The organism is Pseudomonas sp. FP1740, from assembly GCF_030687165.1.
In the GTDB taxonomy this organism is placed as follows: domain Bacteria; phylum Pseudomonadota; class Gammaproteobacteria; order Pseudomonadales; family Pseudomonadaceae; genus Aquipseudomonas.
In genome coordinates, this window is record NZ_CP117461.1 from 1,210,842 (window position 1) to 1,235,341 (window position 24,500).

Here is a 24,500-nt window from a genome sequence, read left to right on the forward strand (position 1 = left end):
GTTCAGGTGAAGCAATCGCTGTGGAGGCTGGCAAGCCAGCTTCCACGGGTTTAATGCGTTTAATCAGAACGATGACTGGATCTTGATCCCGCCAATCAGCGCGTCGTCGACCTTGTCCACGCCACCGGGGTGGCGGATGTATTGCAGGTTCGGGCGCACGGTCAGCCAGTTGGTGACGTGCACGCCGTAATAGAGCTCGCTGCTGTATTCGGTGTCTTGCGGGGGCAGGAACGACGGATCGTCGAAGTCCTGGACGGCGCGGGCCTGGTTGGTGGCCTCGGCGTTCTTGCGGTAGGCCGGGTTGACGTGGACACGGGCCAGGGCGAAGCCGATATCGTCCTTGGCTCGGGCATCGAACAGGCCTTTATAGACGACGCCGGCCTGGACATAGTTGTCGATGGCGTTGGTCTTCTTGTCGTGCATCGTGGCGTTGGCGAACACACTCAGGCCGCGTGAGTTGTCGCTGGCGCGGCTGGTCAGTTGCTGCTGAATACCGAGCCATACGCCATGCTTGCTCGATGCACTGCGGTAAGCCTCGCCGCTCAGGGCGGCCGGCTGGCCATTGCTGTCCTTATAGGCGTCGCTGGCCTTGGCGCTGCTGTAGTAGTAACCGGCGCGGTATTCACCCGGCAGGCCATTGAGCTTCGGGGTCCAGACCAGTTCCACCGGTAGGATTGCGCCCTGAGTGCCGCTGCCGCTGAGCTTGAAACCGTTGCCGCGATCCAGGTTGGACGGGTTTTGCTCGTAAGCCCCGACTTGTGCGTAAAGCTCGGGCGTCAGGTGATATTTGACGCGCATGGCCCACTGGCTGACCGGCCAGTTGTACCAGATGCCACCGACCCAGTTACCGACCTGGGAGCCGCAGAACGCCAGGTTCTGGAAGTCGCAGGGGAAGCTGTTGAAGTCTTCACCCTCGCCGAAGCGGCCGACCTTGATGTCGAGCTTCTGGTCGAAGAATTTCTGCTGGTACCACATCTGCGTCAGGCGCCAGGTCTGGCCACGGCCCCAGACTTCCTGCGCCGAGGTGAAACCGCCGACACGCGGGTCGTTGATCCGGTCGTTGCTGATGTTGTTGCCGTTGCGTTCAGTGATGGTCAGCTGAAATTCAGCGTCGTCCCAACCCAGAATCTTCTGCAAGTCCAGGTGAGTACCCAAGGCAAACTGATCGCTGTAGCGCGCGGTACGGTCATGGTCGTAGCCGCCGTGCAGGTTGCTGCCCATTTCACCGGTGTAATCGACTTTGAAGTCGTAGCCTTTTTCCGAAAGTTCGGTGCGAGTGCCGTTCCAGTCACCCAGCATCCATGGCGAGTCGCTATCGAAGGCTGGCGCGGCCTGGGTGCAAGTGGCAAGGCCCAGTGCGGTGAACCCGCTGATCAGCTTCAGGGCTTTTCGGCTGGACACAGCGGGTGAGACAGCGCTGTCTCGCGGGGTTTGAAAATCAGGCATAGAGAAGGAGTTCTTGATCTTTTTCTAAAGGGGATGCGCTGAACGCAGCAGGAATGCAGCAGGGGAGAAGCGTTTCAGCTGGACGGGCGTAAGGATAATGTTCTGTAACACATTGAGAAAGGGCTTTTACTGACATGGATCATTTCGGATTTGGTAATAGTCGGCTGCGACCGGTCGCCACAGTGCCGGGTGGCGCAAAAAAAAGGCGGACTGAATAGTCCGCCTCGCTATGTTTCAGGGCCGTTAATTCAACAGATAGACCGGGAAGCATTCACACAAATGCATCACCCGTCGACGGACATTGTCCAGCAGCGCCGCATTGGTCGGTTGCTCAAGCAGGTCGGCAATCAGGTTGGCCACTTCGGCGCATTCGGCTTCACCGAAGCCCCGCGTGGTCAGGGCGGGTGTGCCAATGCGGATGCCGCTGGTGATCGCAGGTTTTTGCGGATCGTCGGGGATCGCGTTCTTGTTCAAGGTGATGTGGGCGCTCTCGAGCAACGCCTCGGCATCTTTTCCGGTGATGTTTTTCGCGCGCAGATCGAGCAGGAACATGTGGCAGTCGGTGCCCCCTGACACCACCCGCAGGCCGCGTCGAGTAAGGATATTCGCCATGGTCCTGGCGTTGTCGATGACGCGTTGCTGATAGTGCTTGAACTCATCCCCGAGGGCTTCGTTGAACGCTACGGCCTTGGCGGCGATGACGTGCATCAGAGGTCCACCCTGATAGACCGGGAATATCGTCTTGTCGAGCAACGCCGCATGTTCGCGTTTGGCCAGGATCAGACCGCCCCGTGGGCCGCGCAGCGTTTTATGAGTGGTCGAGGTGACGAAGTCGGCAATGCCGACCGGCGAGGGGTACAGGCCGGCTGCGATGAGTCCGGCGTAGTGCGCCATGTCGACCATCAGGTACGCCCCGATTTCATCGCAGATGTTGCGAAAACGCTGGAAGTCGATGGTTCTGGAATACGCCGAGGCACCGGCAATGATCATTTTCGGCCGGTGTTCCCGGGCCAGGGCTTCCATCTCGGCGTAGTCGAGGGTTTCGCTGTGTTTTTCCAGGCCGTAAGAATAGGCGGTGTAGAACTTGCCGGAGAAGTTTACCGAGGCGCCATGGGTCAAGTGGCCGCCATCGGCCAGGGACATTCCCAGAATCGTGTCGCCAGGGTTGAGCACGGCGAGAAACACGGCCTGGTTGGCCTGGGAGCCGGAGTGCGGCTGGACGTTGGCATATTCGCTACCAAACAGTTTGCAGGCACGTTCGATGGCGAGGCTTTCAATCTCGTCGACCACTTTACAGCCACCGTAATAGCGCTTGCCTGGGTAGCCTTCGGCGTACTTGTTGGTCAGCACCGAACCTTGGGCTTCCAGCACTTCTTCGCTGACGTAGTTTTCCGAGGCGATCAACTCCAGATGGGTTTCCTGGCGATTGCGTTCGCGACCGATCAGGCGAGCGAGGGTGGGGTCTAGATTCTGCAGGCTCATGGAGGGCATTCCTTTAAATGAGTGCTTCAGCCAAGGGGGCTGGCGCGTGATGCGGCAACACCCGTGACTGGCTTTTGCTGGTGTCGAAAGAAAAATGAACGTCTCTTTCAGACCCTGCCCGTGAAGTCGTAACGAACGGTCATGGTCGGCTGCCCTCGGCGACGGCGCCGGCTTTGCTTTCCCGGGTGTAGGTCAGTACGAAATGTGCCACGAGCCCGAAGATCAGCCCCCAGAATGCAGCGGCCAGCCCCAGGAAGCTCATGCCCGAGGCGGTGACCAGGAAGGTGATCAGCGCGGCTTCACGTTGTTTCTCTTCAGCCATGGCGCCGGTCAGCCCGGCGCTGATCGCCCCGAACAGAGCCAGCCCGGCGAGGGAGGCGATCAGCTCTTTGGGCAAGGCAGAAAACACCGAAGCGAGGGTCGCGCCGAAGATGCCCATCAGAATGTAGAACACCCCGCAGGCGATCCCGGCGATGTAGCGCTTGTCGCGATCTTCATGGGCTTCGCGGCCGGTGCAGATAGCGGCGGTGATGGCCGCCAGGTTTAAGCCATGGGAGCCGAATGGCGCCATCAAAATCGAGCCGATGGCCGTGACCGAAATGATCGAGCGCGCCGGGGTGTTGTAGCCCGAGGTGCGCAACACCGCCATGCCCGGCACGTACTGCCCGGTCAGGGTGACGAGGGCCAGCGGCAGGCCAATATTGATGATCGCGTGCCAGCTCCACTGCGGGGCAATGAAGATCGGGTGGGCGACATCGACGGTGATCGAACCTGTGTTGAGTCCACCGAACGAGGCGGCCACGGCGCAGCCGACAATCAATACCGACAGGATGGCGTAGCGCGGTGAAAAGCGTTTGAAGATCAGGTACGCCGCGATCATTGACAGCACCATGCTCGGCTGCAGCTTGATCGAGGTGAACAGTTCGGCGCCGAAACGAAACAGGATGCCGGCGAGCATGGCGGCGGCGATGGCTTTTGGCAGGCGACTCATCAATTTGTCGAACGCACCGGACAGGCCGACCACCGCGATAATCACCGAAGCCACCACATAGGCGCCGATGGCCTCGGGCAGGGAGACCGTGGGCAGCATCGACACCAGCAACGCCGCACCCGGTGTCGACCATGCCGTAATCACCGGAATCCTCAAGCGCCAGCTCAATAACAGACCGGTAATGCCGCTGCCGATGGAAATAGCCCAGATCCAGGACGACACTTGATCATTGGGCAGGTGTGCCTCCCGGGCCGCCTGAAACACGATGATCAGCGGGCCGGCATAGGAAATGATCACGGCGATGAAGCCTGCAATGATCGCTGACAGGGATAGATCCTTTCTGAGTGTGTCCATGATGTCTCGGCTTGGCGTGGCTGGCACGCGGTGATTCAGAATGAGATTGAGTTGATTGCTTCGATTCGAGATGAGTGTATTTGAATGAATTGAGTTGATTCAATAGGTGGGCGAGTTGTTACGAGATGCTTTTTGGTTATCAAGGTGTATTTGTCAGGTTTTTTTTAAATAACTAATTGATTTGTAAATATATTTATTGGTTTGAAAATATTTTGCGTGAAAGATGCTTTTCGATTCGTTCGCCGAATCAATCGACTCAATTTATTGATTGAGTCCATTTATTAGTTGCCTGACCACCCTGTGATATGCTCGGATATTCATCATTTCTACGATGGTAGCGGTCATTCATGTGGGTTCCTCAGCTAAGCGAATTCAACCAGCCGATGTATTTGTCGATTGCCGATGCGTTGGCGCGCGATATCAGCAACGGCGTGTTGAACGAAGGTGATCGTCTGCCGACCCTGCGGGAGCTGGCCACCACGCTGAATGTCACGCCCGGTACCATCAGCCGTGCCTATAGCGAAGCCCATCGGCGGCGTCTGGTGCAGGGGGAAGTAGGGCGGGGCACTTATGTGCTCAACCAGAAACAGTTGGAACTGCCGGCCAGCAACAGTGCCGTCTCGCTGAATCTTGGACAGTCTGAGTTACTGGACCTTTCGATCATCAAGCCTTACAGCGAAACCCTGGAATACTGGTTGCGCGGAGCCTTGGTGGGCATGGCCAAAAGCACGGATTTTGCCCATGCCCTCGATTACGCACCCGATGGTGGACATCCGGCTCATCGCGAGGCGGGCGCGCAATGGCTGCGCCATTCGTTGCCCGATGCGCAATGGCAGCAAGTGGTGATCACCGCCGGCGCACAGCATGGTTTGATGGTCGCAATGAGTGCGCTGACCAACGCCGGTGATCTGGTGCTCTGCGAGGAGCTCTGCTACCCCGGCATCATTTCCCTTGCCCATGGACTCGAACGACGCCTGCGTGGCGTGCCAATGGACGATGAAGGGATCATTCCCGAAGCGCTGCGTGAGCTGTGCCAGCGTGAGAAACCGGCGATGCTGGTCTGCGTGGCGACGTGCCAGAACCCAACGGCGGCGATCATGTCGCAAAAACGTCGGGCACAAATCGCGGCGTTGGCCGAGGAGTTCGACTTCATTATCCTGGACGATGACATCTACGGTTTTCTGGCCACCGACCCGTCGATCAAACCGCTGTCGGCGTTTGCCCCGGATCGTTCGGTGTACCTGACCAGTCTGTCGAAGTCGATCATGCCGGCCTTGCGGATTGGCTATCTCTATAGCCCGCCGAAACTGCTGTCGCGCCTGACCTCGATGGTGCGCAGCAGCGTCTGGATGCCGTCGCCATTGACCGCTCAGTTGGCCAGCAATGTGATCACCGAGGGGCTGGATAAAAAGCTGATCCGTATTCAGCGCAACGAAGCCGCCGGGCGGCAGGCGATCGCTCAGGAAATCTTCGCCAATTTCGAACTCAAGACCCAGCCGTATGCCTACCACGTCTGGTTGACGCTGCCCGAGCCCTGGACCAGCGACGAATTCACCATGCTGGCCCGTGCCAACGGTGTGCTGGTCCTCAGCGGTACCCAGTTCCAGGCCGAACGTAGCGGCATTACGCGCTGCGTGCGACTGGTGTTGATGTCGCCCACCAGCCAGGACGAATTGCGGTTTGCCCTGACCAAGCTGGCCAGCCTGATCGATTCGGACCCGCGTCGTTATTACTGAGCAGGGCGCTATCTCCTGACGTTTGTCCCTCGGATGATAGCCAACTCGCCTACAGTTAATTCAGCCTCTGACGAATGCCTCTGTCCGGAGCCCTTCCACCGGACGAAAGCCTCCGTTAAGGTGCGCGGCTTCCCATCCTTTCATCGTTCGAAGGCCCGGCATGACCGAACACAACCCTGATCCCCTGCACGGCGTGACGCTGGAGCAAATCCTCAACGCCCTGGTTGCGCACTACGAGTGGTCGGGGCTGGCCGAGCGTATCGATATCCGCTGCTTCAAGAGCGACCCAAGCATCAAGTCGAGCCTGACCTTTTTGCGCAAAACTCCGTGGGCGCGGGAGAAGGTCGAACGCCTGTACGTGAAACTGATGCGCACCAAGCGCCCGGTTTGAGCATGGTCATACCCTCGACCGCGAGGCATCGTTGTGTGGCCGTGGCGGCGATTCTGGGCTGGGCGGGCTTGAGCATTCAGATGTACCTGATTCTCTATACCCGCTGGAGTATCGCGGCCAGCCTGCTGGGCGGGCTGGTGAGTTTTTTCAGCTTTTTCACGGTGCTGACCAATACGCTGGTGGCGGTGGTGCTGACCTGTGAACTGACGTCCCGCGAGTCAGCGGCGCGACGCTGGTTTTTGCAGCCGTGGGTGAGCAGTGCCATTGCGGTGAGTATCGCGGTGGTCGGCGTGGCGTACAGCCTGTTGTTACGCCATTTATGGCATCCCGAAGGCTGGCAATGGCTGGCCGATGAGTTGATGCATGACGTCATGCCGCTGCTGTTCCTGGTGTATTGGTGGTTCTGTGTGCCCAAGGGGACGTTGCGGCTGCGGCACATTGCCTTGTGGGTGATTTATCCGCTGGTGTACTTCGGCTATTCGCTTTGGCGTGGGCATCTGCTGGCGGTTTATCCCTATCCGTTCATTGATGTCGACAAACTGGGTTATCCACAGGTGTTCGTGAATGCAGGGGGATTGTTGGCGGGGTTTGTGCTGGTTTCACTGTTGGTGATCGGGTTGGATCGGTGGCGCACGGATCGCAAGTGAACACTGACTGTGGCGAGGGAGCTTGCCCCCTCACCACAGAAAGCATGCACAGCGTTTATTCCTCGTCGCTGTCTTCCAGCCGCCAGTAACCGACAGCCTTCACAAACTGCTCGTCCAGCCCGTGCTCATCGAGCAATGCCCGGCGGATCTGCCGCGACACTTTGGTTTCGGTCGCCACCCACGCATACAGATTGCCAGCAGGCACTTTGATCTGTTGCACGGTGGTCAGCAGGTTGTTTTTGCCTCCTTCACGCAGCACCCAGATCACATCGACTTGCGCGGCGCTTTCCAGGCGTTGTTGTTCGGCGCCGTTTTCCACTTCCACGATCACCAGTGCGCGTCGATTGGCGGCCAGGCCTTCGAGTCGACGGGCGATGGCGGGCAGGGCGGTTTCGTCACCGATCAGCAGGTAGCTGTCGAAGATGTCCGGCACGATCATCGAGCCACGCGGCCCGCCGATGTGCAGGAACTGGCCGGGTTTGGCCTGCTCGGCCCAGGTTGAGGCAGGGCCGTCGCCGTGCAGCACGAAGTCGATGTCCAGTTCCAGCGTGTCCAGGTCGTAACGACGGGGCGTGTAGTCGCGCATTGCGGGCATCGGCCCGTTATCCTTGCCGGCGCCGAGTACCAGGGTTTCCAGCGCTGCCTGTTCCGCTGCGTTTTGCGGGAACAGCAGTTTGACGTGGTCATCCGTGCCGAGGCTGACGAAGCCTGCGAGTTCCGGGCCGCCCAGCGTGATGCGGCGCATGCGCGGCGTCAGGTCGACCACCCGCAGCACTTGCAGACGACGGCGTTTGATCTCGTGGCTGACACGGTGGATGGTTTGGGATGGCACGATAACGTCGGTCATTCGACTTTCTCCGAAACGGGTTGAACGGCGGGGCCGTCGACGATGGCTTTGGCCGTGTTGTTGAGCAGGTCGCGCACCCGCAGGATTTCTTCCGGGCTCCAGCGACCATGGTGCATTTGCAAGGCATGGCGCAGGTTGTGCACCGCTTCATGGATCTCGGCCGGGCGATCCTGGCCGCGCAATGAGCGCTTGCTGACTTCGATGCGCATGCGCACACCGTCCAGGGCAATTGCCTGGTCGCTTAATGACAGACGTCCGGCGTCGGTGATGCTGTAGCGTTTTTTGCCACCCTCGGCGTCGCCCAGGATCATTTCGCTTTCTTCAAGGAAGGTCAGGGTCGGGTAGATCACGCCGGGGCTGGGGCTGTAGGCGCCGTCGAACATGCTTTCGATCTGGCGGATCAGGTCATAGCCGTGGCAGGGCTGCTCGGCAATCAGCGCCAGCAGCAACAATTTCAGGTCACCAGGGGCGAAGACACGTGGGCCGCGACTGCCGCGTTCGCGACCGGAGCGTTTCTCGAAGCCGTCGCGGCCGTCGCCGTGTTCGCGGTGGGGGGAATGATGGTCTCTCATTTTTGCTTTCTCTCGTCGTGTTTAGATACAACTTAAGATATATCTTTAGGCTGGCGCAAGCGATCTTGACCAACGGTCGAGATTGGGGGACTTGGGAAAGGTGCGAATGGGGAGCGCACGAGAGTGACGAGGATGCTGCGAAGGTTGATTTTTAGAGTAATTGAACTAATTATAAGGTTCTTCCGTTTATGGCTGGCCTGTTCTTGTATGAACAGTAGTATTGGTCTTACGGAAGTTTAAATCAGTCTTGTCTGTGTGCTTTTTCAATTAAAACTGTGTGTAGTATTTCTCTGAGGGCAAAACAATAAAGTTTGTGTTTTTTTAACTTTTTTCCTGCTGCATGAGTGCCATTGTTACTACATGTTCTTCGGAAGTTACGTACTTACTTTATTGAGGGATTGGACGATCATCTTTCGGCGTTGAAAGTTGAGCGAAATTGCCATCGCCCGTTTTAGGTGGCGTCCGCTTGTACAGACTTTCTTCGGCCCATTCCTTTGAAAAAGACAGGTACTCAACAATGTTCAAGAAGTTTGCAATCGCCGTTCCGATGACCCTCCTGGCCCTGAGTTCCTCGGTGGCGTTCGCTGCTGAAGAATCGCGCACTTCCATCAACATTACTGCGGATATTCCAAGCAAGGTCTTCCATGCCCAGCCGGTGAACCCGGACTTCGGTAAAGACGAGAGAATGCAATACATCGTCGGTGCCGGTGACCTGAGTGAGATCCGTGGCACCTTTGATATCCAACACACCAATGGTTCGGTAGGCGCTTATGTCGTAGGCGGTCCGACGCCACTGTTCAACGGTAATTCGGCCTTGAACATCCCTCTGACTTATACCTTCAATGGCACGGTGCTGACTGCCGATTCCCAGGAAGTGGTAGGCGATGTCGAGTCCAACGGTGGCATGCGCGCAGACCTGGTCATCAAGGCCGCAAAGCCGAACAACAATCAGGTGGGTGTCTATACCGCCAATCCCGTGGTCATGTTTGATGCCATTCCGCGCATCTAAACCAAGGCGCGTTCTATAAGTAAGTTCTGTCTTACTTGGCAACGTTCACCGATCGATAGGGTGTTGTCCCTGTCGATCGGGTTTTAATGCATCCCTCTTCAGAGTATCTCGTTCATGTTCCCGATGACGCCCATCGCGACGGCACTTGCCCTATGTTTTTGTGCAACTGCCCTGGCCGCGCCCACGGAAAACGGCCATACACCTCGAAGTCTGTTGGCGCAGGCCAAGGGTTTGCCGACCGAATTCGAAGAGCATTTCTTTGATGTGCCACTGGCGGTGCGCGTGGAACTTGACCAACAGTTTCTCGGTGAGGCGATGGTCGTGTTGACCCGCGACGATCGCATCACCCTCGTTGACTTCGCCGATGTCAGCGACAGCATGATCAAACCCGGCGAGCGCGACATCTGGGCCAACTATCTGAAACAAGGGGTGGCGCTCGGCGGCTGCCAGGCCAATTGCCCCGAACAACTGCTGGCCGTGCACTACAGCCTGGAAAACTCACTGGTGTCGATCCTCACCCAAAACGCTGAGCGCGACGATCAGGTACAGCGTTATTACAACCTGCCCGAAAACGGCAGCACCGGGTTGATCGTGCGCAACCAGCTGAACCTCAACGGCGGGCAGAACCAGGACCTGGGCGGGCGCTACGGCCTGGAAGCCAGCAGCAGCCTGGGTAACTGGACCCAGGCCGTCAATATGCAACTGTCTCGACTGGGTGGTCTGGATAACAAGCTGTATCACGCCGTGCATGAGCTCTTTACCCAGCGCGAGCTGGAGGGCAACTTTCTGCGCCTGGGCTATTTCACCCCTACGTCCGAAGGACTGACCCGTCAGCCGCGCACGTTTGGCGCAAGCCCCGACACCGCATTGGGCGTCATGTACGGCAGCTCCGACAGCCTGGCCATCAACAACCCGAAACCGGCGGTCTATCCGATCTACGTCACGGCCAATCGACAGGGTTCGGTGGAGATCTACCGCGACGGTTTGCTGATCAACACCCAGGCGGTGCCTGCCGGGTTGCAGACCCTTGATACGCGTCCGCTGCCCGGCGGTATTTATGAAGTGGAAGTGCGTCTGATCGAAGACGGCCAAATCACCTCCAGCACCCTGGAGCTGGTCTACAAACCCAACAACTGGCGTAACCATGACGAGCGCTGGCGCTATAACCTGTTCGCCGGCCGCGAATCGAAATTGCTCAGCAACTGGGAAGAGCAGACCGACGGCGACATGACGGCGGGGGCCGCGTTCAACTTTCTGCTGCACCCGCGAGTCATCCTGGGCCTGTCGGGTCGACAGGTGCGCGACGCTCTGCAATACGGCACGTCGGTCGATTGGGCAATCGTCAACAACGCCAGCGTCTATGCCAACGTCTACAAGACCGAGGACTACGGTACCGGCCTCGACGTGCAAGGGCTTTATTCCTATGGCAGCGGCAGCATCGTCGCCAGCCATAACCGTAGCTGGCTCGATACCACTCGGCTGTACGACACGCTGCCCGATGGCACGCGGGTGCGTCAGCGCAATGTATTTATTGGCCAGACCAGCAACTCTTCACTGTCGATAAACCATCGACTCAACAGCAAAAGCTCGGTCAATGCCCGGGTGTCCCACAGCGAAGGCAACACCAACGGCACGGGCGTGGATCTGGGCTGGACCCAGCGCACCCAACTGTTTGGCAGTGACGCCAATTGGCGCCTGTCGCTGTTTGATCGACCAGGCAGCGTGAGCTCGGGAGACGACCGCAATCGGGGTATCGACTTGAGCGTCAACATCGATCTGGGCGGTCCCGGTGAACAGCTTTCCGGCAGTATCGGCACCCGCACCGACCGTGATGGCGGGCGCGACAACAACGCTTCGATCACCTACCGCAAAACCCTTCAGGACCACGTGCTGCAAAGCGTCTCCGCCACGGCCATCACCGACACCTACGGCATCGGCTTGAATGCCATGGCGACCATGAGTTCCGACCTGGTCAACGGCGACGGCTTCATCCAGCGCTCGTCCTTCAACAACGACCTTACCGGAGGCTTGAACCTCGATAGCACCGTCGCCGTCGGCGGGCAAAAAATGGTCATGACCAGCCAGTATCACCGCAACGGTGCCGGCATGATCATCGACGTGGAGTCGGACATCGAGGACATCGCCTTGCGCGCCGATGATTTGAGCGGCGGCAGCGCGGTGCTCAAGCCCGGGCGCAATTTCGTGCCGATCACCGCGTACAAAAGCAGCTCGGTCAGTTTCGATTTCGAGGGCAACCACGTTCCGGCCGCCACCATCCAACCGGCCCGTTCCAGCTATCACCTGAACAAGGGTGGGGTGGAATATCGCCAGGTGAAAGTGATGAAAACCCTGACCGTCCTCGGTCGCCTGATCGACCCGCAGGGCAATCCGCTTAAAGGCCACCACATCATCAACCACGCCAGCCGTGGGGTGAGCGAAGTGGACGGCTTCTTCTCCATGGAAATGAATGCGGGTTCACCGACCCTGGAAGTGCGCCACGGCAGCCAGTTGCTTTGCCAGTTCCGCCTGGACCCGAACAATGGGCGTACCGAAAACAACGTGCTGATGATCGGCGATTTGCGTTGCACGCCGGATACGTTGGCCGATGCGACTTTCATGGCTCCAACCGCGGGTTAACCCCCCGGGAACACTTGATTAATTAACGAGGTAGGGACGATGAAACGTCTTTTGGCATTTGTGGGTTTTTGTTTGTTTTCCCAAGCTGTTCATGCCGGACCGAGCATCAATATCGGCACCGTTTACGACTATCTGGACGGCGATAAAAGTACGTACCTGAAACGCGTGTTCAACGGCGGCGACAGCACTGCATTCGTCAAGGTCAACATCCTCGAAATTCTCTACGACGCCGACGGCAAGTCGCAGGAAGTGCCGCTCAAATCCAACACCGACGGCAAGTCCCGCGATGGTTTGATGGCAAGTCCCGCGCGACTGATTGTGCCTGCCAATGGCATGCAGGGCACCCGTCTGCTGTTCATGGGCGAGCGCGACAGGGAGCGCTACTTCCGGGTGCGGTTTGTGCCGGTGGTGCCGGAGAAGGAAGACGAATTCGCAGTGTCCGGCGAAGAGCGGGAAGACTACAAAAAATCCCTGTCGGCCGGGGTGACCGTGCTAGCGGGTTACGGCGCGGTGTTTTTCGTACGGCCAAAGGAAACACGCTTCGACAGTGCGATTGAAAACGGCGCAGGCATGTATCGGATTCGCAACAACGGCAACAGCGTGGTGGTGATCGATGAGTTCAAGGATTGTTCGGTTAAAAACGAGCAGGACTGCCAGCCCACGACCAAGCATCACATTCTGGCGGGGCGTACTTTTGAGTTCGAAAAACAGGCCGGTCGTGAGTATCAGTTCACCCTGGTGGAAGGTGAACGCAGTAAAAAACTGGACGTGAAGGGATAACCCATGAGCACAAAGCTGACCCAGGTCTTGTTGTCGGTTGTGGCCATGTGCACGAGCGCCAATCTCTTCGCCGCCCGGGAAGAGCACACCTTCGAGGTGTTCGTGACGATTCCGACCCAGGCGTTTTATGTCATTCCATCGGACCCAGGGTGGATCCATCGCGAACAGCAACTGCCCTGGAACTTGACGTCGTCGACACTGGGTGGCTTGCGCAAGTACTTCGACGTGAAGAACGAAGCGGGCTCGATCGAGGCGCGGCTGGAAGGCCGGCCGTATCTGTCCAACGGCACCGACGCCCATGACATTGCCTTGCGGGTGCTGTTCAACGGCAAACAGTTGAGCGAGCACGAGAGCAGCGAAGTGGTGTCCCTGGCCGAGGCCGCGCCTGGTAAACGCGTGGTGCTGGAAATCCTCCCGATGCCGCCTGCCGATGGGGTTTACAAGCCCGGAAGTTACTTTGGCAGCGTCAACATGATCTTCAACGCGGTGATGCCGGGTGCTTGATACCGATTCTATGAGGCCCAAAGAGATGATTCGTTTTCAAGCATTACAACAATGTGCAGGTGTAATGGCCTTGCTCCTGGGATCGCTGTCATCGGTATGGGCGCAGGAGGTGCAGATTCAAGCCTCGTTCAAACCGGACTCGGCGTACCCGCAACGCAATAAATTCAACAATGACACGCCACCCAGTGGTTATTGCGCCCAATATCCTCAGCAATGCATCGACAACGAAATGTTCAGTATCAGGGTGCCGATCCGATTCGACTCCATCGCGCCGATCACCGCCCATCACGAGGATCCACGCAAGGGTGCGTTGATAAAAGCGCCGGCGCAGTGGCGAGATTTGACGGTTTTCCACGAATCCACCGGGGCAGCGGAAACCGTTAGGGTGCGCATTGCGGGTATAGGATCGAGATACGTGACTGAAGACGTGACCAGTCTGGTAGGTGGAGGCAACGATGATCGGCTTGCCCACAATCAACTGTGGGGGCTGAGTTGGGTTTGGGCACCGTCTCCCTGTCTTTACAGCGGCGAGGGTATGCACACGTCGAATACCTATGCTTTTTTCTGGAAAACCCCGACCGAAGGCTCGTGTCATAAACAGGCAAAATTCAATGTGCCTTGGCTGCGTTACAGCTATCTCGATTTTGCCTATGAACTGGTGACCCCTAACCCGTTGGGTATGTCCTCGGGAAAATATCTCGGTAATTTGACTTACACGATCGGCCCCCACGGCGATTTCGACATGGGCGACATCATGCTGCCCAGCAGTACTTCATTGACGTTGAAGTTCGCGCTGGACGTTCAGCACACCCTCAAGGTCGAGGTGCCTCCCGGTGGAAGCCGTGTTGAACTGGTCCCGCAGGGCGGCTGGCAATCCTGGCTGACGCAAGGACGAAAACCGACGCGCCTGTTCCGCGACCAGACCTTCAACATTTCCGCCAGTTCACGTTTCAAGATGCAGTTGCAGTGCCAGTACATCCAAGGCAATACCTGCTCGCTGCATGATCCGTTGTCCGGTCACTTTGTGCCGCTGAACGTCGACGTAAGTCTGCCCCAGGGTTTGATGGACGCGGGCGGTCAACCTGTCAATCGTCGGCCACTACGCCTTGACGGCACTGGCACGCAGTTGTTCATGCCAGGGTTTTATGTGGATCGCAAACCGGGAACGCTGCATTTCGAAATACCCGCCAGTGAAGTCGCAGCAATGATTCGCCCCGGACAACAACGACACTATTCGGGAAACGTGACAGTGGTGTGGGATTCAGAGGTTTAGTGTCTTGCGCCCATGCGGTGAAAAGGAGTGCAGCAATCATGGAAATGCTCAGGAAAATCATCCCGCTGAGCGGCTTGGGTTTGGCGGGGGCGTTCATGCAGACCGCGCTCGCCAGCACCGTTGAAATGACCGCGGTATTTCGTCCCGATCCGGCGAAACCGATGCAAAACACCTTTATCAATACGACCCCTCAGGGCGGGTATTGCGGAGATCACCCCGAGTACTGCGAGGCGGGCGTTTTCAGCATTTTGTTGCCCGTTCGCTTCCGGATGGCGGCAGACATACCAGCGATGCACGAGCAGCGTCGGGGCGCGATGTTCCGGGTTCCTTCATCCTGGAGAGACGTCACGGTGGTGCACGACGATACCGGAGAGTCCGAGACGCTCAGGATGCGCGTGAACGGTATCGGTGCCGCTTACACGATCAAGACGCCTCTGCCCACAGGGGTCTGGCAAAGTACCTGGGTCAACGCGCCTCCTCCCTGCAGATATGGCGGGGTGGGTTATGGCACTGCCTTGTACTATGCGTTCTTTTGGCGAGTGCCGGCCAATGCGGAGGTGTGTGCCAAGCAGGCACAAAAAGACATTACCCAGGACTACCAGTTCGCTTATGAAAACACGGGGTTCAGCTACGAGCTGGCCACGCCCAACCCGCTCAAAATGTCGGCAGGCACCTATCGCGGCGTGCTGAACTACACCGTCGGACCGCACCAGGATTTCGACATGGGCGATGTCATGTTGCCTGACGACGATTTGATCACTCTCAACTTCACGTTGAGTGTCGAGCACACGTTGAAAGTCGAGATCCCGCCCGGTGGACGCAGCGTTGAACTGGTGCCGCAGGGTGGCTGGCAAGCCTGGCTGACCCAGGGGCGTAAACCGACCCGGCTGTTTCGCGATCAGACGTTCAACATCTCGTCGTCGAGCCGCTTCAAAATGCACCTGGAGTGCGGAGAGGGCGGGTCGACGCATTGCTTGATCCGCGACCCTGTTTCCAGTCGCGTTGCCCAGGTACAACTGAGTGTCAGCCTGCCCAATGGCTTGACGGACGTCAGCGGCCAACCGGTCAACCGTCGACCGCTGCGCATAGGCCAGGTGAATGCACAGGAGTTCAGGCCTGGTTTCTACGTTGATCGCGCGCCAGGCGCCCTGCATTTCGAGATTACACCGAATTATGTGGATTACATGATCCAGCCCGGGGTGTCGTCCCGTTATTCCGGAAACATCACCGTGATATGGGACGCCGAAGTGGGATAACGGTGGAAGGCGCCCTGAAGGCGTGATCGCCTTCAGGGCGGGGGCTGATTATCCGGCGTTTTGCAGCGCCGCTCGGGTCAACCGACGGCTCAGCTGTTTTTCCTCGTAGCCGATGTCGTTGAGCAATCCACCATAGACCTCGTCCGTCATTTCCTCGCCGGTGAGCACAAGGCTTTCCGGGATGTTGAGTTGACTGGCAAGGTCGAGTAACCGCTGTTTGAGTGCGCGTCTTTGCGCAATCATCTGCTCCCTGGAACCGGCCCAGGCGCGTTGGGCCTCGCGCAGTTCATCCAGTAGGTCGGTCCTGTGTTCATACATCCGGGCATTGCGCCGGAACTCCGCGGGATAGGTGTCACGCAGGTATTTCTCCCAGTACGGCTGTTCGATCATTCCATTGACCAACCCGTCGCCGGCTTCCATCGACATCACCGTCTCGAACGCCGTGTCGAGCATTTCAGCGTTTACCTTGGCCCATTCGGGATACCGCAACAATGTCGATTGCCACGGCAAATCGAGACGTTGCGCCAGGCCGCTCTCATAGGCGAGGTAAACTTCAATTTCGTCGCCGCCCGAACGTTTGGCGAAATCGGCCCGTGCAATATCTTCCACCCGCGCAAGACGGGCCGCCCCTTTTGCCAACCTGACCAACCTGCTTTCCAGCATGGCGCCCGATGTCGACAAGGCATAGGCTTCGGAGGCAAGCACCTTGATGCCCATGTGGTTGAACATCTGGGCTCCCGCATCGGCGCAGGTCGTGGGCGACGTCGCCATTTCGAACAGATCGGCGCGCAACTCGCTGTCCAGGTCGACGGCTTCGACCATTCGCCATACCCGGCTGCTCAGTTGATCACGCAATTCACCACCGGCGCGGTAATCGGCCGAGGTGGTCTGTTTCTGGATCAAGGCGAAAAAACCTTCAGAGCCAGGCTCGGACATCAGGTCGTGCCAGGCTTCCTGGCGGAAGGTCCCCAACCCGGAGACTTCGGCACTCCACCACACCGAGTCGTCCTTCATCGGCCATTGGGCCATCGCGTCGGTGGCGGCGTCGGTAAAGACCTGTGTGGGCGAGATGCCGACCGAGCGTCGATACGCCTGGAACTTGACCATATTGGCCTGCGACAGGTTCCTTTCGAACAGGCGGGTCCGCGCCACGATAAACGCATCGTCAGAGCCGGGCACGACGGTGGGAATCATCTTGATCGGGTTTTCCTGCAGATCCAGGAAAAATCCGCGAGGTCGACGCTTGTTGGGCGCAAAGAGCCCATCCGGCCATGTGGTGGCCCCCGTGTTGCTCAGGCTCAGGATGCTGAGCTTGGGCATGCGCTCAACGTTCGGCAGCGTCCCCAGCCTTGGGTTGTCATCGAGCCTGAGTGTTTCGATACGGGTCAGGTTTCGCAGCTGCTCGACGGACGCCGGTGTCAGCCTGATGTCGTTGTTCATCAGGCGTAGCGTGCGCAGGTAATGCATCTTGCCGATGCTGTCGGGCAATTGCGTCAAGCCGCAGCTGCGGGCGCTCAGTTGCCGCAGGTGAGGGAAGTCTTTCAACAGGCCGGAGGCGTTCTGGGAGAACGTCGTGCGGTCCAGGTTCAACGTGGTGATCTGATCGAGGTAGCGCTTGATGTCCGGCAGTTCCTTCCACCAGCGCTCGAGGTCGACAGCATCGATTTCCGTGGAAAGGTCCAGTGCATAGCCGCCATCGGAAGTGGTGCTGCGTTCACCGAATACGGTGGGCTTTCTCCTGAAACAATCGATGAGCCGTTCGCTGATGTGCAGCCCGCCACCGCGGACGAACCCTTGGCGATCCGGGCCCCAGCTATCAGGTTGCCGGTATCGCCATTTATTGAGCAGCGCCTCAAGATCATGCAGTTCGCGGTCCAGTCGTGTCAGGGTCTGATGCCCTTGTTCCGGCGAGCCAAGGGATCGCACAAAGGTATCGGCTTCTCGTTCGTTGAAGTGCGGGTAGAGGTCCTGCACTCTTTCCGTGAGGGTGGCTTTACGGGTGGACAAACCAGGGCCGCGCAACAGCATGATGTCTTCGTGATCCGCCCGCGGACGGATCGGTGGTGCAAGGAGCACGGTGCGGCGTTCGGCAGGCGTCTGGGTCTTGACCATGACCCATTGTTTGAAAAAACGGCCCTGGCCAGGTCGATAACCCAATTGCGTCTGTTTGTTTTTCGGCAAGGCGTTGAGCACCGCTTCGAAAAAATCGGCGGCTTCCCGCAATTTGTGGTTTTGTGCGTCCCAGACTTCGAAGCGGTTCTCCTCATCCCTGACCAGTACCCGGACGGTCGACGCATCCTGCGTGCCCACGCTGCAACGCAGGGGGCCGGCATCGCTGCCTTCGCGTACTTCGATGCGTAACTCATTGAATGTGTCGGAATGAATCCTGAGCGCATTGAGCACCAGGCTTTCGGTTTCCGCCACCCACTGCGCATCGTCGTAGAACCCTTCATAGGCATGGTTTGCCCGGACTTCGAAGTCCGCTTCACGGGCGCGGATCTTGATGTTCAAAGGCAGGCGCTGCTCTTGTCCCATTCGCTTGAGATCAGGGCTGTCGGCACGGCTCAGCAGGGTCTTCACCGCACGGGACGGCAGCTGTGCAAACTCATGGCGCACGAGCCTGACCCGGGGATCGTCCGATGCTTGTGCACCTTGGTACAGCTGATTAACGATGTCTGGAAGCAAGCGATTGGCTTCGTCCGCCAGCCGATCGCGCAGCGCTTGCACCTGTTCGCTTTTCGCCATTGGCCGGCCGAGTACTGCTTGCAGTTCCGCTTCATCGAGGAAGTTGACGAGGCTTGGCGCAAACCGGTTGCTCAACAGGTGCGACAAGCTGGTGGACAGCGTCTGCCCGGCCGTTGCCTCGGGATTGCCATACTGGCGAAAGGGACCGGTCAGGTCGTCGTTGTGATAAACCTTCAGCGATTTATCCGCAGGCCAGCCGTCCAGGTAGGTCGCCAGCGGTTCAAACCAGTAGGAGGACGGATCCAGCGCCAGCCCTGTGCGAATCCGTTCAATGCTGTGCCGGGTCTGGCGCTGTAGGTGCAGGCGTTCGAGACTGTCGTCCAGTAGCGGTGGCGCAGCCGTGTTGTCGATGTACATCCGGCGCAGTGCACTGTCGTCGGTGCCGCTGGCAATGCGCGCGCGCTCGAGATCCGCGTCGGTCAAGCCGTCGACGGTGTGGCCGAGACGGCGCAGCAGTTTCGGCGTGCTCCATGCTCGCGGGTTTTCGCCTTCGTGAGTCCAGGCGCCGAGGCCGTTGTGTCGCAACTCGGGTGAATACGCATTGGCGCGGTGTGGATGCTTGACGCGGTAGTTGCCGGTTTGCGGGTCTTTCCGCACGGCGAAGTGGGTGTCATCCAGCGGCAGGATGTCCTGGCCCTGGTGGGTATGCAGGCCCAGCTCGTCAGGACCGGAGTCGGCCGACAGCTTCACATCCGGCAGCTCGTAAGGCTGCAGATCGGGATACCACAGGCGTGGCTCGCCATTGGGCAGCGTGACCGGTTTCATGCCTTCGATCAGTGGCGAGATTTTCAGACGCACGACCTTGCCAATGTTTGCCCCGGCGGCGAACGCCGCCAGTTGAATGGCATCTTCCACCACACCCACGATGTGCTCGACGGCTTCGTTCCACAGCCCCAACGTCATGTCGACGAAGCCTTCGATGACATCGTTGGCGATCTGATAGGCGGTGTAGGCCATCATCAATTCCCCCAACCCCGGCACGAACGGTGTGACGACCATCAGGGCGACGTTGAAGATGTCCGAGACTATTTTCTTGAAATTCTCCCACCAGGCCCATCGGGCATTGCGATCGGTGTCGGCGGTGGACACGGCGATGTGTCGGGCGTCATTGAGGATCTTGTTCAGCTTCTGCTCAAAGCGGTATTTCCAGAATTCACCGCGGATCGGTGTGGCGCTGAAACGAAGATTGGGCTGCTCGACCGGCACTTCCCGCCAGCTGGGCCCTGGATCCAGCGGATCTTTCTGATGCCATTTCACCTCGAACAGACGCTGCTGCAGCCCGCCGAAAAAATGCCCTCGCTCCGGCTGATCGACGAACCGGCTGAAGAACTGGCGATAAGTCATTCCAGTGGACGAGATGAGCGGGTTGTCCCGCAGCTGGCGAGTCAGTTCATTCATGAAGGCGACCGTTGAGGGGTACTCTTTCAACGGATGTTCAGGGTCCTGTGGGACATACGCGAATATCGGCACGACCTCTCGCCTGTGCTCACGGTACAGGTCCGGTGTGATCAGTACGATCCCGGCCAGCCGGGTGTCCAGAACGGACAGTTCTGCGAAATGCATCACCCGGCCCTTGCGGGTGAGGTTGCGTTGGCCATCGAGCATCTTCAGGATCAGGTCGCTCGCGTCGGCATCAATGTCGCCGGTCATCAGCGCTTGTTGAACGGCTGCCTTGAAGGCGGCTTTCTCGCTGTCGATGATTTTGAGTTGCAGAAAACGCCTGGCGACGGCATCGCCGGGTAGCAAGCGGTCTTCAAGGTATCGGGCATAGCGCGCGCCAATGTCCAGCTCTCGACACAGGGTCTGGAACTGGGCGATGGACATTTTGCGTTTGACCGGCAGGACGTCGAACAGACCGCGCTCATCGGGCTGGCTGATGAAGTCGGAATCCGGCTCGCAGGTTTCGCTGCGTGCGAAGTTGTGCAGGGCTGCGTTCAGCAGGGAGACGGTTCGGGTGACGACGCCGCCTGTGACGTCGATGGCATACCAGGGGCGTTCTTTGGGTAAGTAAAGATGCAAGTAAGTGGTTCTGACATCGACGTCGACCCCGTACTGTTTCATCAATGCATCGGTGAGCAAGGGTTCAGCGAAGTCATCAACGTTTTGTAACTCTTCGAGAAACCGATCCACCTTGTTCTGGGCAGACCAGAGTTCAAGGTTGGCATCTTGTAACTGTGTGTGAGCAGATCGAGTGGCGGTCCTGATCCATTGTCCGGAACGGGTTTGTGTGAGGCTCAGTTCCCGCGCCCTGCGCAACGAAGCTTCCTTGAATGTCGGGTGAATTCGACTCTGGATGAAAGCGTAGTGACGGCCCTTATCGTCGTCTGCCCCTCCTGGGCGGGCAGTTTTACGTCCTTGTAAATCTGACATTGTTTTTATCAGCCTTGAGCAGTTATGGAAGGCAACAGCCTATCCTTCATCGCTCAAAGTAAAAGTCTGAATTACTGCGCGGAACACCTGTGGAGAGTGCCGAAAGCATTGGAATTTTCCATGCCGAAAATAACTATTTACTACCCGGTCAGCGGCGGGAGAGCTCCACGGGCAAACATCCGGTGCCACTCCCCGGTTGCAGATACGGCATCAGGATGGGCGCCATGCCCTTGAGCACTTGCACGGGCAACGCCGAGGTAAATTTGAAGGCTTCGGCCGTGCGCCCCGGCACGTAGGCGGTCAAGGTGCCGAAATGGCTATCGCCGATGTAGAACACGAACGTTGCGGTGCGGTTGATCGATTTCGAGCTCAGAATCCGCCCTCCCGGACCGATGGCTTCTATGCGGTTGTCGCCGGTCCCGGTTTTGCCACCCATGGCCAGCGGGGTGCCGTTGGCCAGTTTGAAACTGCCTGCCACGCGTTTGGCCGTGCCGGCATCCACCACTTGCGACAAGGCCTCGCGCATGGCGGTTGCCACCTCGGAAGGCATCACGCGTTTGCCGACGACCGGATTGTTGATCAGTTGGGTTTCATAGGGCGTACCAGCCGCGAAGTGCAGGCTGTCGATGCGCAGCGTCGGCAGGCGTACACCGTCGTTGAGGATGGTGCCGATCAGCTCCGCCAGCGCGGCGGGGCGGTCGCCGGAGCTGCCGATGGCGGTGGCCAGCGAGGGCACCAGGTGGTCGAACGGATAGCCGACTTTCTGCCAGCGTTGATGAATGTCGAGGAACGCCTCGATCTCCAGCATCGTGCGGATGCGGCTGTCACGGGCACCCTTGTGTTTGCTTTTGAACAGCCAGCTGTAAACCTCCTGGCGTTCGAATTCGCTGGCTTTGACGATCTGGCTGAACTTGGCGTCGGGGTTGTTCAGCAAGTAGCCCATCAGCCACAGATCCAGCGGGTGGACCTTGGCGATGAAGCCCTGGTCCGGCAGGTCGTAGCTGCCCGGGCCGTAACTCAGGTACAGGCGTTCGAGGCGTTCGTCGGTGAGTTTTTCCGTGAGCTTGGCGCCCTTGAGGTGTGAACGCACGAAGGTGTTGAAGCTCTCCTGGTCGGCCTGCGGGAATAGGTAGCGATGCACGGCAGCCATGCGGATCGGTGTCGGGTGCATGCTGTCGAGGAAGGTCTCGAGGCGGGTCTGAGTGTCTTTGTTCTGGTACTTCTTCCAGAATCGCAACAGGAATGCGGTGCCTTCGCGGTCGGCGAACTGGGCCAGGTATTCCTGACGCCGCGGGTCGCGGTCGTCCTTGAGCAATTCGGCGCTGCTGTTGGGGCCTGCGTAGGTGCTGTAGCGCACCAGGTCGCGCATCAGCCGAATGAACGGCAGGTTGATCGACTCACGAATGGCATCGCGCAGGGTCGGCATGCGGCCGTTGTCTTCCTTGCGGAAGTTAACAAACGTGTGCAGCCCGCCACCGGTGAAAAACGCCTCGCCGGGGCTGGCGGAATATTTGCGATCCAGTGCGGCGCCGAGCATTTTTGGCAGGCTGCGGTCGGTGTTCTGAATCATGTAATCGACGGCCCAGCTGCTCAGGCGATCCTGTTCGGCGACTTCGGTTTTCTTCAGTTCGGCAACGGTCATGCCTGCGTAGCGATCGTGCAATTCGGAGATGATCTGCAGGTAAGTGGTGAGCACACGCATTTTGGCGGTGGAGCCCAGTTCCAGCTTGCTGCCTTCATTGATGTCGAACGGTTGGTCGGTGCTGTCGGTCTGCACCCGCACCCGCGAGCCGTCCGGGGTCAGTTCGAACAGGGTGAAGCTGTAGCGCACCTGGGTGGTACTGGTGGGGGTGAGCAGGCGTTCGCCGATCAGGCCGATTTCCGCTGCATAAGCCGGGTCGGCCAAATGCTTGAGGTATGCGGTGGCCTGGGTTTGCAGCTCGCCTTGCAGGGTGCTGGTGGCGGAAAGGTCGAGGCGGTCGAGGTCATACAGCGGACGGTTGAGCAAACTGCCCAGCCGACTGCGCGCGACACTGATGCCTTTGTTGGTTTCGATTGGTTGGATGGTGGGCTGGGTCTGCCAGTCGCGATAGGTCACTTGGCTGGCCAGTGCCGCCGCCGCGAGCGGCGCATCGATCACCCCATTTTGTGACAGCAGGCGAATATGGCTGTCGGTCAGGCTGGCCAATTCATCGCGGCCCTTGGTCAAGTAGTGCGAAGGGCGGCGTTGAGCAATCATCAGCGACAGCATTTCACGCAGGGCCAGGCCTTTTTCCGCCAGGCTTTTCTGATCGGTGTCGGTGCTGGCCAGCCGTTCGTTGGCCTTGTTGAAATCGGCGCCGTACCACACGCGCAAACCTTCGGCCATGCCGTGCACTTCACCGTGGCCCGGTACCGCGGACAGCGGAACACTGTTGAGGTAATCGCGAATCACATTTTGCCGTGCCTGAAGGGTTTCCGGCCCCGTCTGATAGGCCCGCACGCTGGCGGAAATCATTTGGCGGATTTTTTCCGCGCCCGACACAGTCAACCCGTCGGGCGAGTGTCGATACTTCTCAAGCTGCGTCGCCAGCGTACTGCCGCCCGCCGATTGGCCGGGCAGGCGCAACAGCTTGGCCACCTGGGACCACGCCGCCATGCCGAACCGTGGCCAGTCCACGGCGGGGTTGGCCAGGGGCTGGTGCGGATCGAGCAGAAAGCGGTTTTCGATGAACAGCAAGCTGTTGACCACCACCGGTGGAATCGCGGCAAAGCTTGAATAGAGCTGTTGTGGATACTTGAACTGGTACAGCGGGGCCGCACGGCAATCGGTGATCGACAGCCCGGCCTGGATTTTCTCGGTATAGGGAATGAAAAAGCCCTTGTCGCTGTACTTCATCAACGCAGGCGAAAAGCGGGTTTGCGCCGCTATGACGTAATCGCGCTTGAGCAGGCGCGGCAGGAATTCATCCAGGGAGCTGTAGCCCAGACGCTGATCGAACGGGCCTTCGCCAGGGTAGCGAATCGCGTCGCTGGGGCCGGGTTGCAGTTCGTATTTCAGCGAGGCGGCATATTTGCTGATTTCCCGGGCTTGGAACTTGGAGGTGCGCATTTCCTTGGCTGCGGCCAGGCCCAGGACAATCAGGATAATCAGCAGCAGCAACCAGAACGCCCCCCAGCCGTGCCGTGAACGACGGGGTTTTTCAGGTAAAGGCGCTTCATCCACACGTTCAGTCGGAACCACAGTGTCACTCGAATCGGTTTGCCACAAAGCGCCCATAGTCGACTGATCCATTCACGCAGATTGATCGGACTTGTTTGAAGCTTAGACGGTGGTTGGCGTTGGTGAAAAAATTGTGAACAACCAAATATCAGGTATGCATCATCAACTGTGGCAAGGGAGCTTACTGTGGACAGGGACTTACTGTGGTGAGGGGGCTTGCCTGTGGCGAGGGGGCTTGCCCCCGTTCGGCTGCGCAGC

General features: G+C 58.6%; 16 protein-coding genes. 9 read left to right on the forward strand and 7 right to left on the reverse strand.

Going from position 1 to position 24,500, the window contains the following annotated elements:
- Positions 1–63: 63 nt before the first annotated feature.
- From PSH69_RS05245 to PSH69_RS05255, 3 genes are all read right to left on the reverse strand, one after another.
- Positions 64–1,446, reverse strand: coding sequence for a carbohydrate porin (locus PSH69_RS05245; RefSeq protein WP_305411268.1), 1,383 nt, complete (start codon positions 1,444–1,446; stop codon positions 64–66).
- 243 nt (positions 1,447–1,689) lie between these two features.
- On the reverse strand, positions 1,690–2,928 hold the full coding sequence (glyA, locus tag PSH69_RS05250; protein ID WP_305411269.1) for a serine hydroxymethyltransferase: 1,239 nt from the start codon (positions 2,926–2,928) through the stop codon (positions 1,690–1,692).
- Between the two features lie 139 nt (positions 2,929–3,067).
- Positions 3,068–4,273: a benzoate/H(+) symporter BenE family transporter gene (locus PSH69_RS05255; RefSeq protein WP_305411270.1), complete on the reverse strand. Its 1,206-nt coding sequence runs from the start codon at positions 4,271–4,273 to the stop codon at positions 3,068–3,070.
- Between the two features lie 347 nt (positions 4,274–4,620).
- Between PSH69_RS05255 and PSH69_RS05260 the strand changes: the two genes are divergently transcribed.
- The 3 genes from PSH69_RS05260 to PSH69_RS05270 all read left to right on the forward strand — a co-directional run bounded on the left by PSH69_RS05260 (position 4,621) and on the right by PSH69_RS05270 (position 7,047).
- Positions 4,621–6,009, forward strand: coding sequence for a PLP-dependent aminotransferase family protein (locus tag PSH69_RS05260; protein WP_305411271.1), 1,389 nt, complete (start codon positions 4,621–4,623; stop codon positions 6,007–6,009).
- A 160-nt stretch (positions 6,010–6,169) separates the two neighbouring features.
- Positions 6,170–6,400 (forward strand): VF530 family DNA-binding protein, encoded by a 231-nt coding sequence (locus PSH69_RS05265; protein WP_018926655.1) that lies wholly within the window; start codon positions 6,170–6,172, stop codon positions 6,398–6,400.
- 2 nt (positions 6,401–6,402) lie between these two features.
- Positions 6,403–7,047, forward strand: coding sequence for a Pr6Pr family membrane protein (locus PSH69_RS05270; RefSeq protein WP_305411272.1), 645 nt, complete (start codon positions 6,403–6,405; stop codon positions 7,045–7,047).
- A gap of 55 nt (positions 7,048–7,102) precedes the next feature.
- Here the strand turns inward: PSH69_RS05270 and PSH69_RS05275 are convergent, their stop codons facing one another.
- Together PSH69_RS05275 and PSH69_RS05280 are read right to left on the reverse strand one after the other, a co-directional pair.
- The gene (locus tag PSH69_RS05275) at positions 7,103–7,894 is read right to left on the reverse strand and encodes a siderophore-interacting protein (protein WP_086946072.1); all 792 of its coding nucleotides are present in this window, start codon (positions 7,892–7,894) and stop codon (positions 7,103–7,105) included.
- Positions 7,891–8,466: a PadR family transcriptional regulator gene (locus PSH69_RS05280; RefSeq protein WP_305411273.1), complete on the reverse strand. Its 576-nt coding sequence runs from the start codon at positions 8,464–8,466 to the stop codon at positions 7,891–7,893. Before PSH69_RS05280 ends, PSH69_RS05275 begins: the two co-directional genes overlap by 4 nt.
- A gap of 517 nt (positions 8,467–8,983) precedes the next feature.
- On the opposite strand from PSH69_RS05280, the gene PSH69_RS05285 reads away from it, so the two are divergent.
- From PSH69_RS05285 to PSH69_RS05310, 6 genes are all read left to right on the forward strand, one after another.
- Positions 8,984–9,475: a CS1 type fimbrial major subunit gene (locus PSH69_RS05285; protein ID WP_305411274.1), complete on the forward strand. Its 492-nt coding sequence runs from the start codon at positions 8,984–8,986 to the stop codon at positions 9,473–9,475.
- A 114-nt stretch (positions 9,476–9,589) separates the two neighbouring features.
- The gene (locus tag PSH69_RS05290; RefSeq protein WP_305411276.1) at positions 9,590–12,112 is read left to right on the forward strand and encodes a CS1-pili formation C-terminal domain-containing protein; all 2,523 of its coding nucleotides are present in this window, start codon (positions 9,590–9,592) and stop codon (positions 12,110–12,112) included.
- A 39-nt stretch (positions 12,113–12,151) separates the two neighbouring features.
- Positions 12,152–12,892, forward strand: coding sequence for a molecular chaperone (locus PSH69_RS05295; protein WP_305411277.1), 741 nt, complete (start codon positions 12,152–12,154; stop codon positions 12,890–12,892).
- A 3-nt stretch (positions 12,893–12,895) separates the two neighbouring features.
- Positions 12,896–13,396 carry a CS1 type fimbrial major subunit gene (locus PSH69_RS05300; RefSeq protein ID WP_305411278.1) on the forward strand — a complete coding sequence of 167 codons (501 nt, stop codon included), beginning with the start codon at positions 12,896–12,898 and terminating at the stop codon, positions 13,394–13,396.
- 25 nt (positions 13,397–13,421) lie between these two features.
- On the forward strand, positions 13,422–14,669 hold the full coding sequence (locus PSH69_RS05305; protein ID WP_305411279.1) for a hypothetical protein: 1,248 nt from the start codon (positions 13,422–13,424) through the stop codon (positions 14,667–14,669).
- Between the two features lie 38 nt (positions 14,670–14,707).
- Positions 14,708–15,925 carry a hypothetical protein gene (locus PSH69_RS05310; protein WP_305411280.1) on the forward strand — a complete coding sequence of 406 codons (1,218 nt, stop codon included), beginning with the start codon at positions 14,708–14,710 and terminating at the stop codon, positions 15,923–15,925.
- Between the two features lie 48 nt (positions 15,926–15,973).
- Here the strand turns inward: PSH69_RS05310 and PSH69_RS05315 are convergent, their stop codons facing one another.
- Positions 15,974–20,800, reverse strand: a complete 4,827-nt coding sequence (locus PSH69_RS05315; protein WP_370695228.1) for an NEL-type E3 ubiquitin ligase domain-containing protein — start codon at positions 20,798–20,800, stop codon at positions 15,974–15,976.
- 388 nt (positions 20,801–21,188) lie between these two features.
- Positions 21,189–24,299 (reverse strand): transglycosylase domain-containing protein, encoded by a 3,111-nt coding sequence (locus PSH69_RS05320; RefSeq protein ID WP_305411282.1) that lies wholly within the window; start codon positions 24,297–24,299, stop codon positions 21,189–21,191.
- Between the last annotated feature and the right edge of the window lie 201 nt (positions 24,300–24,500).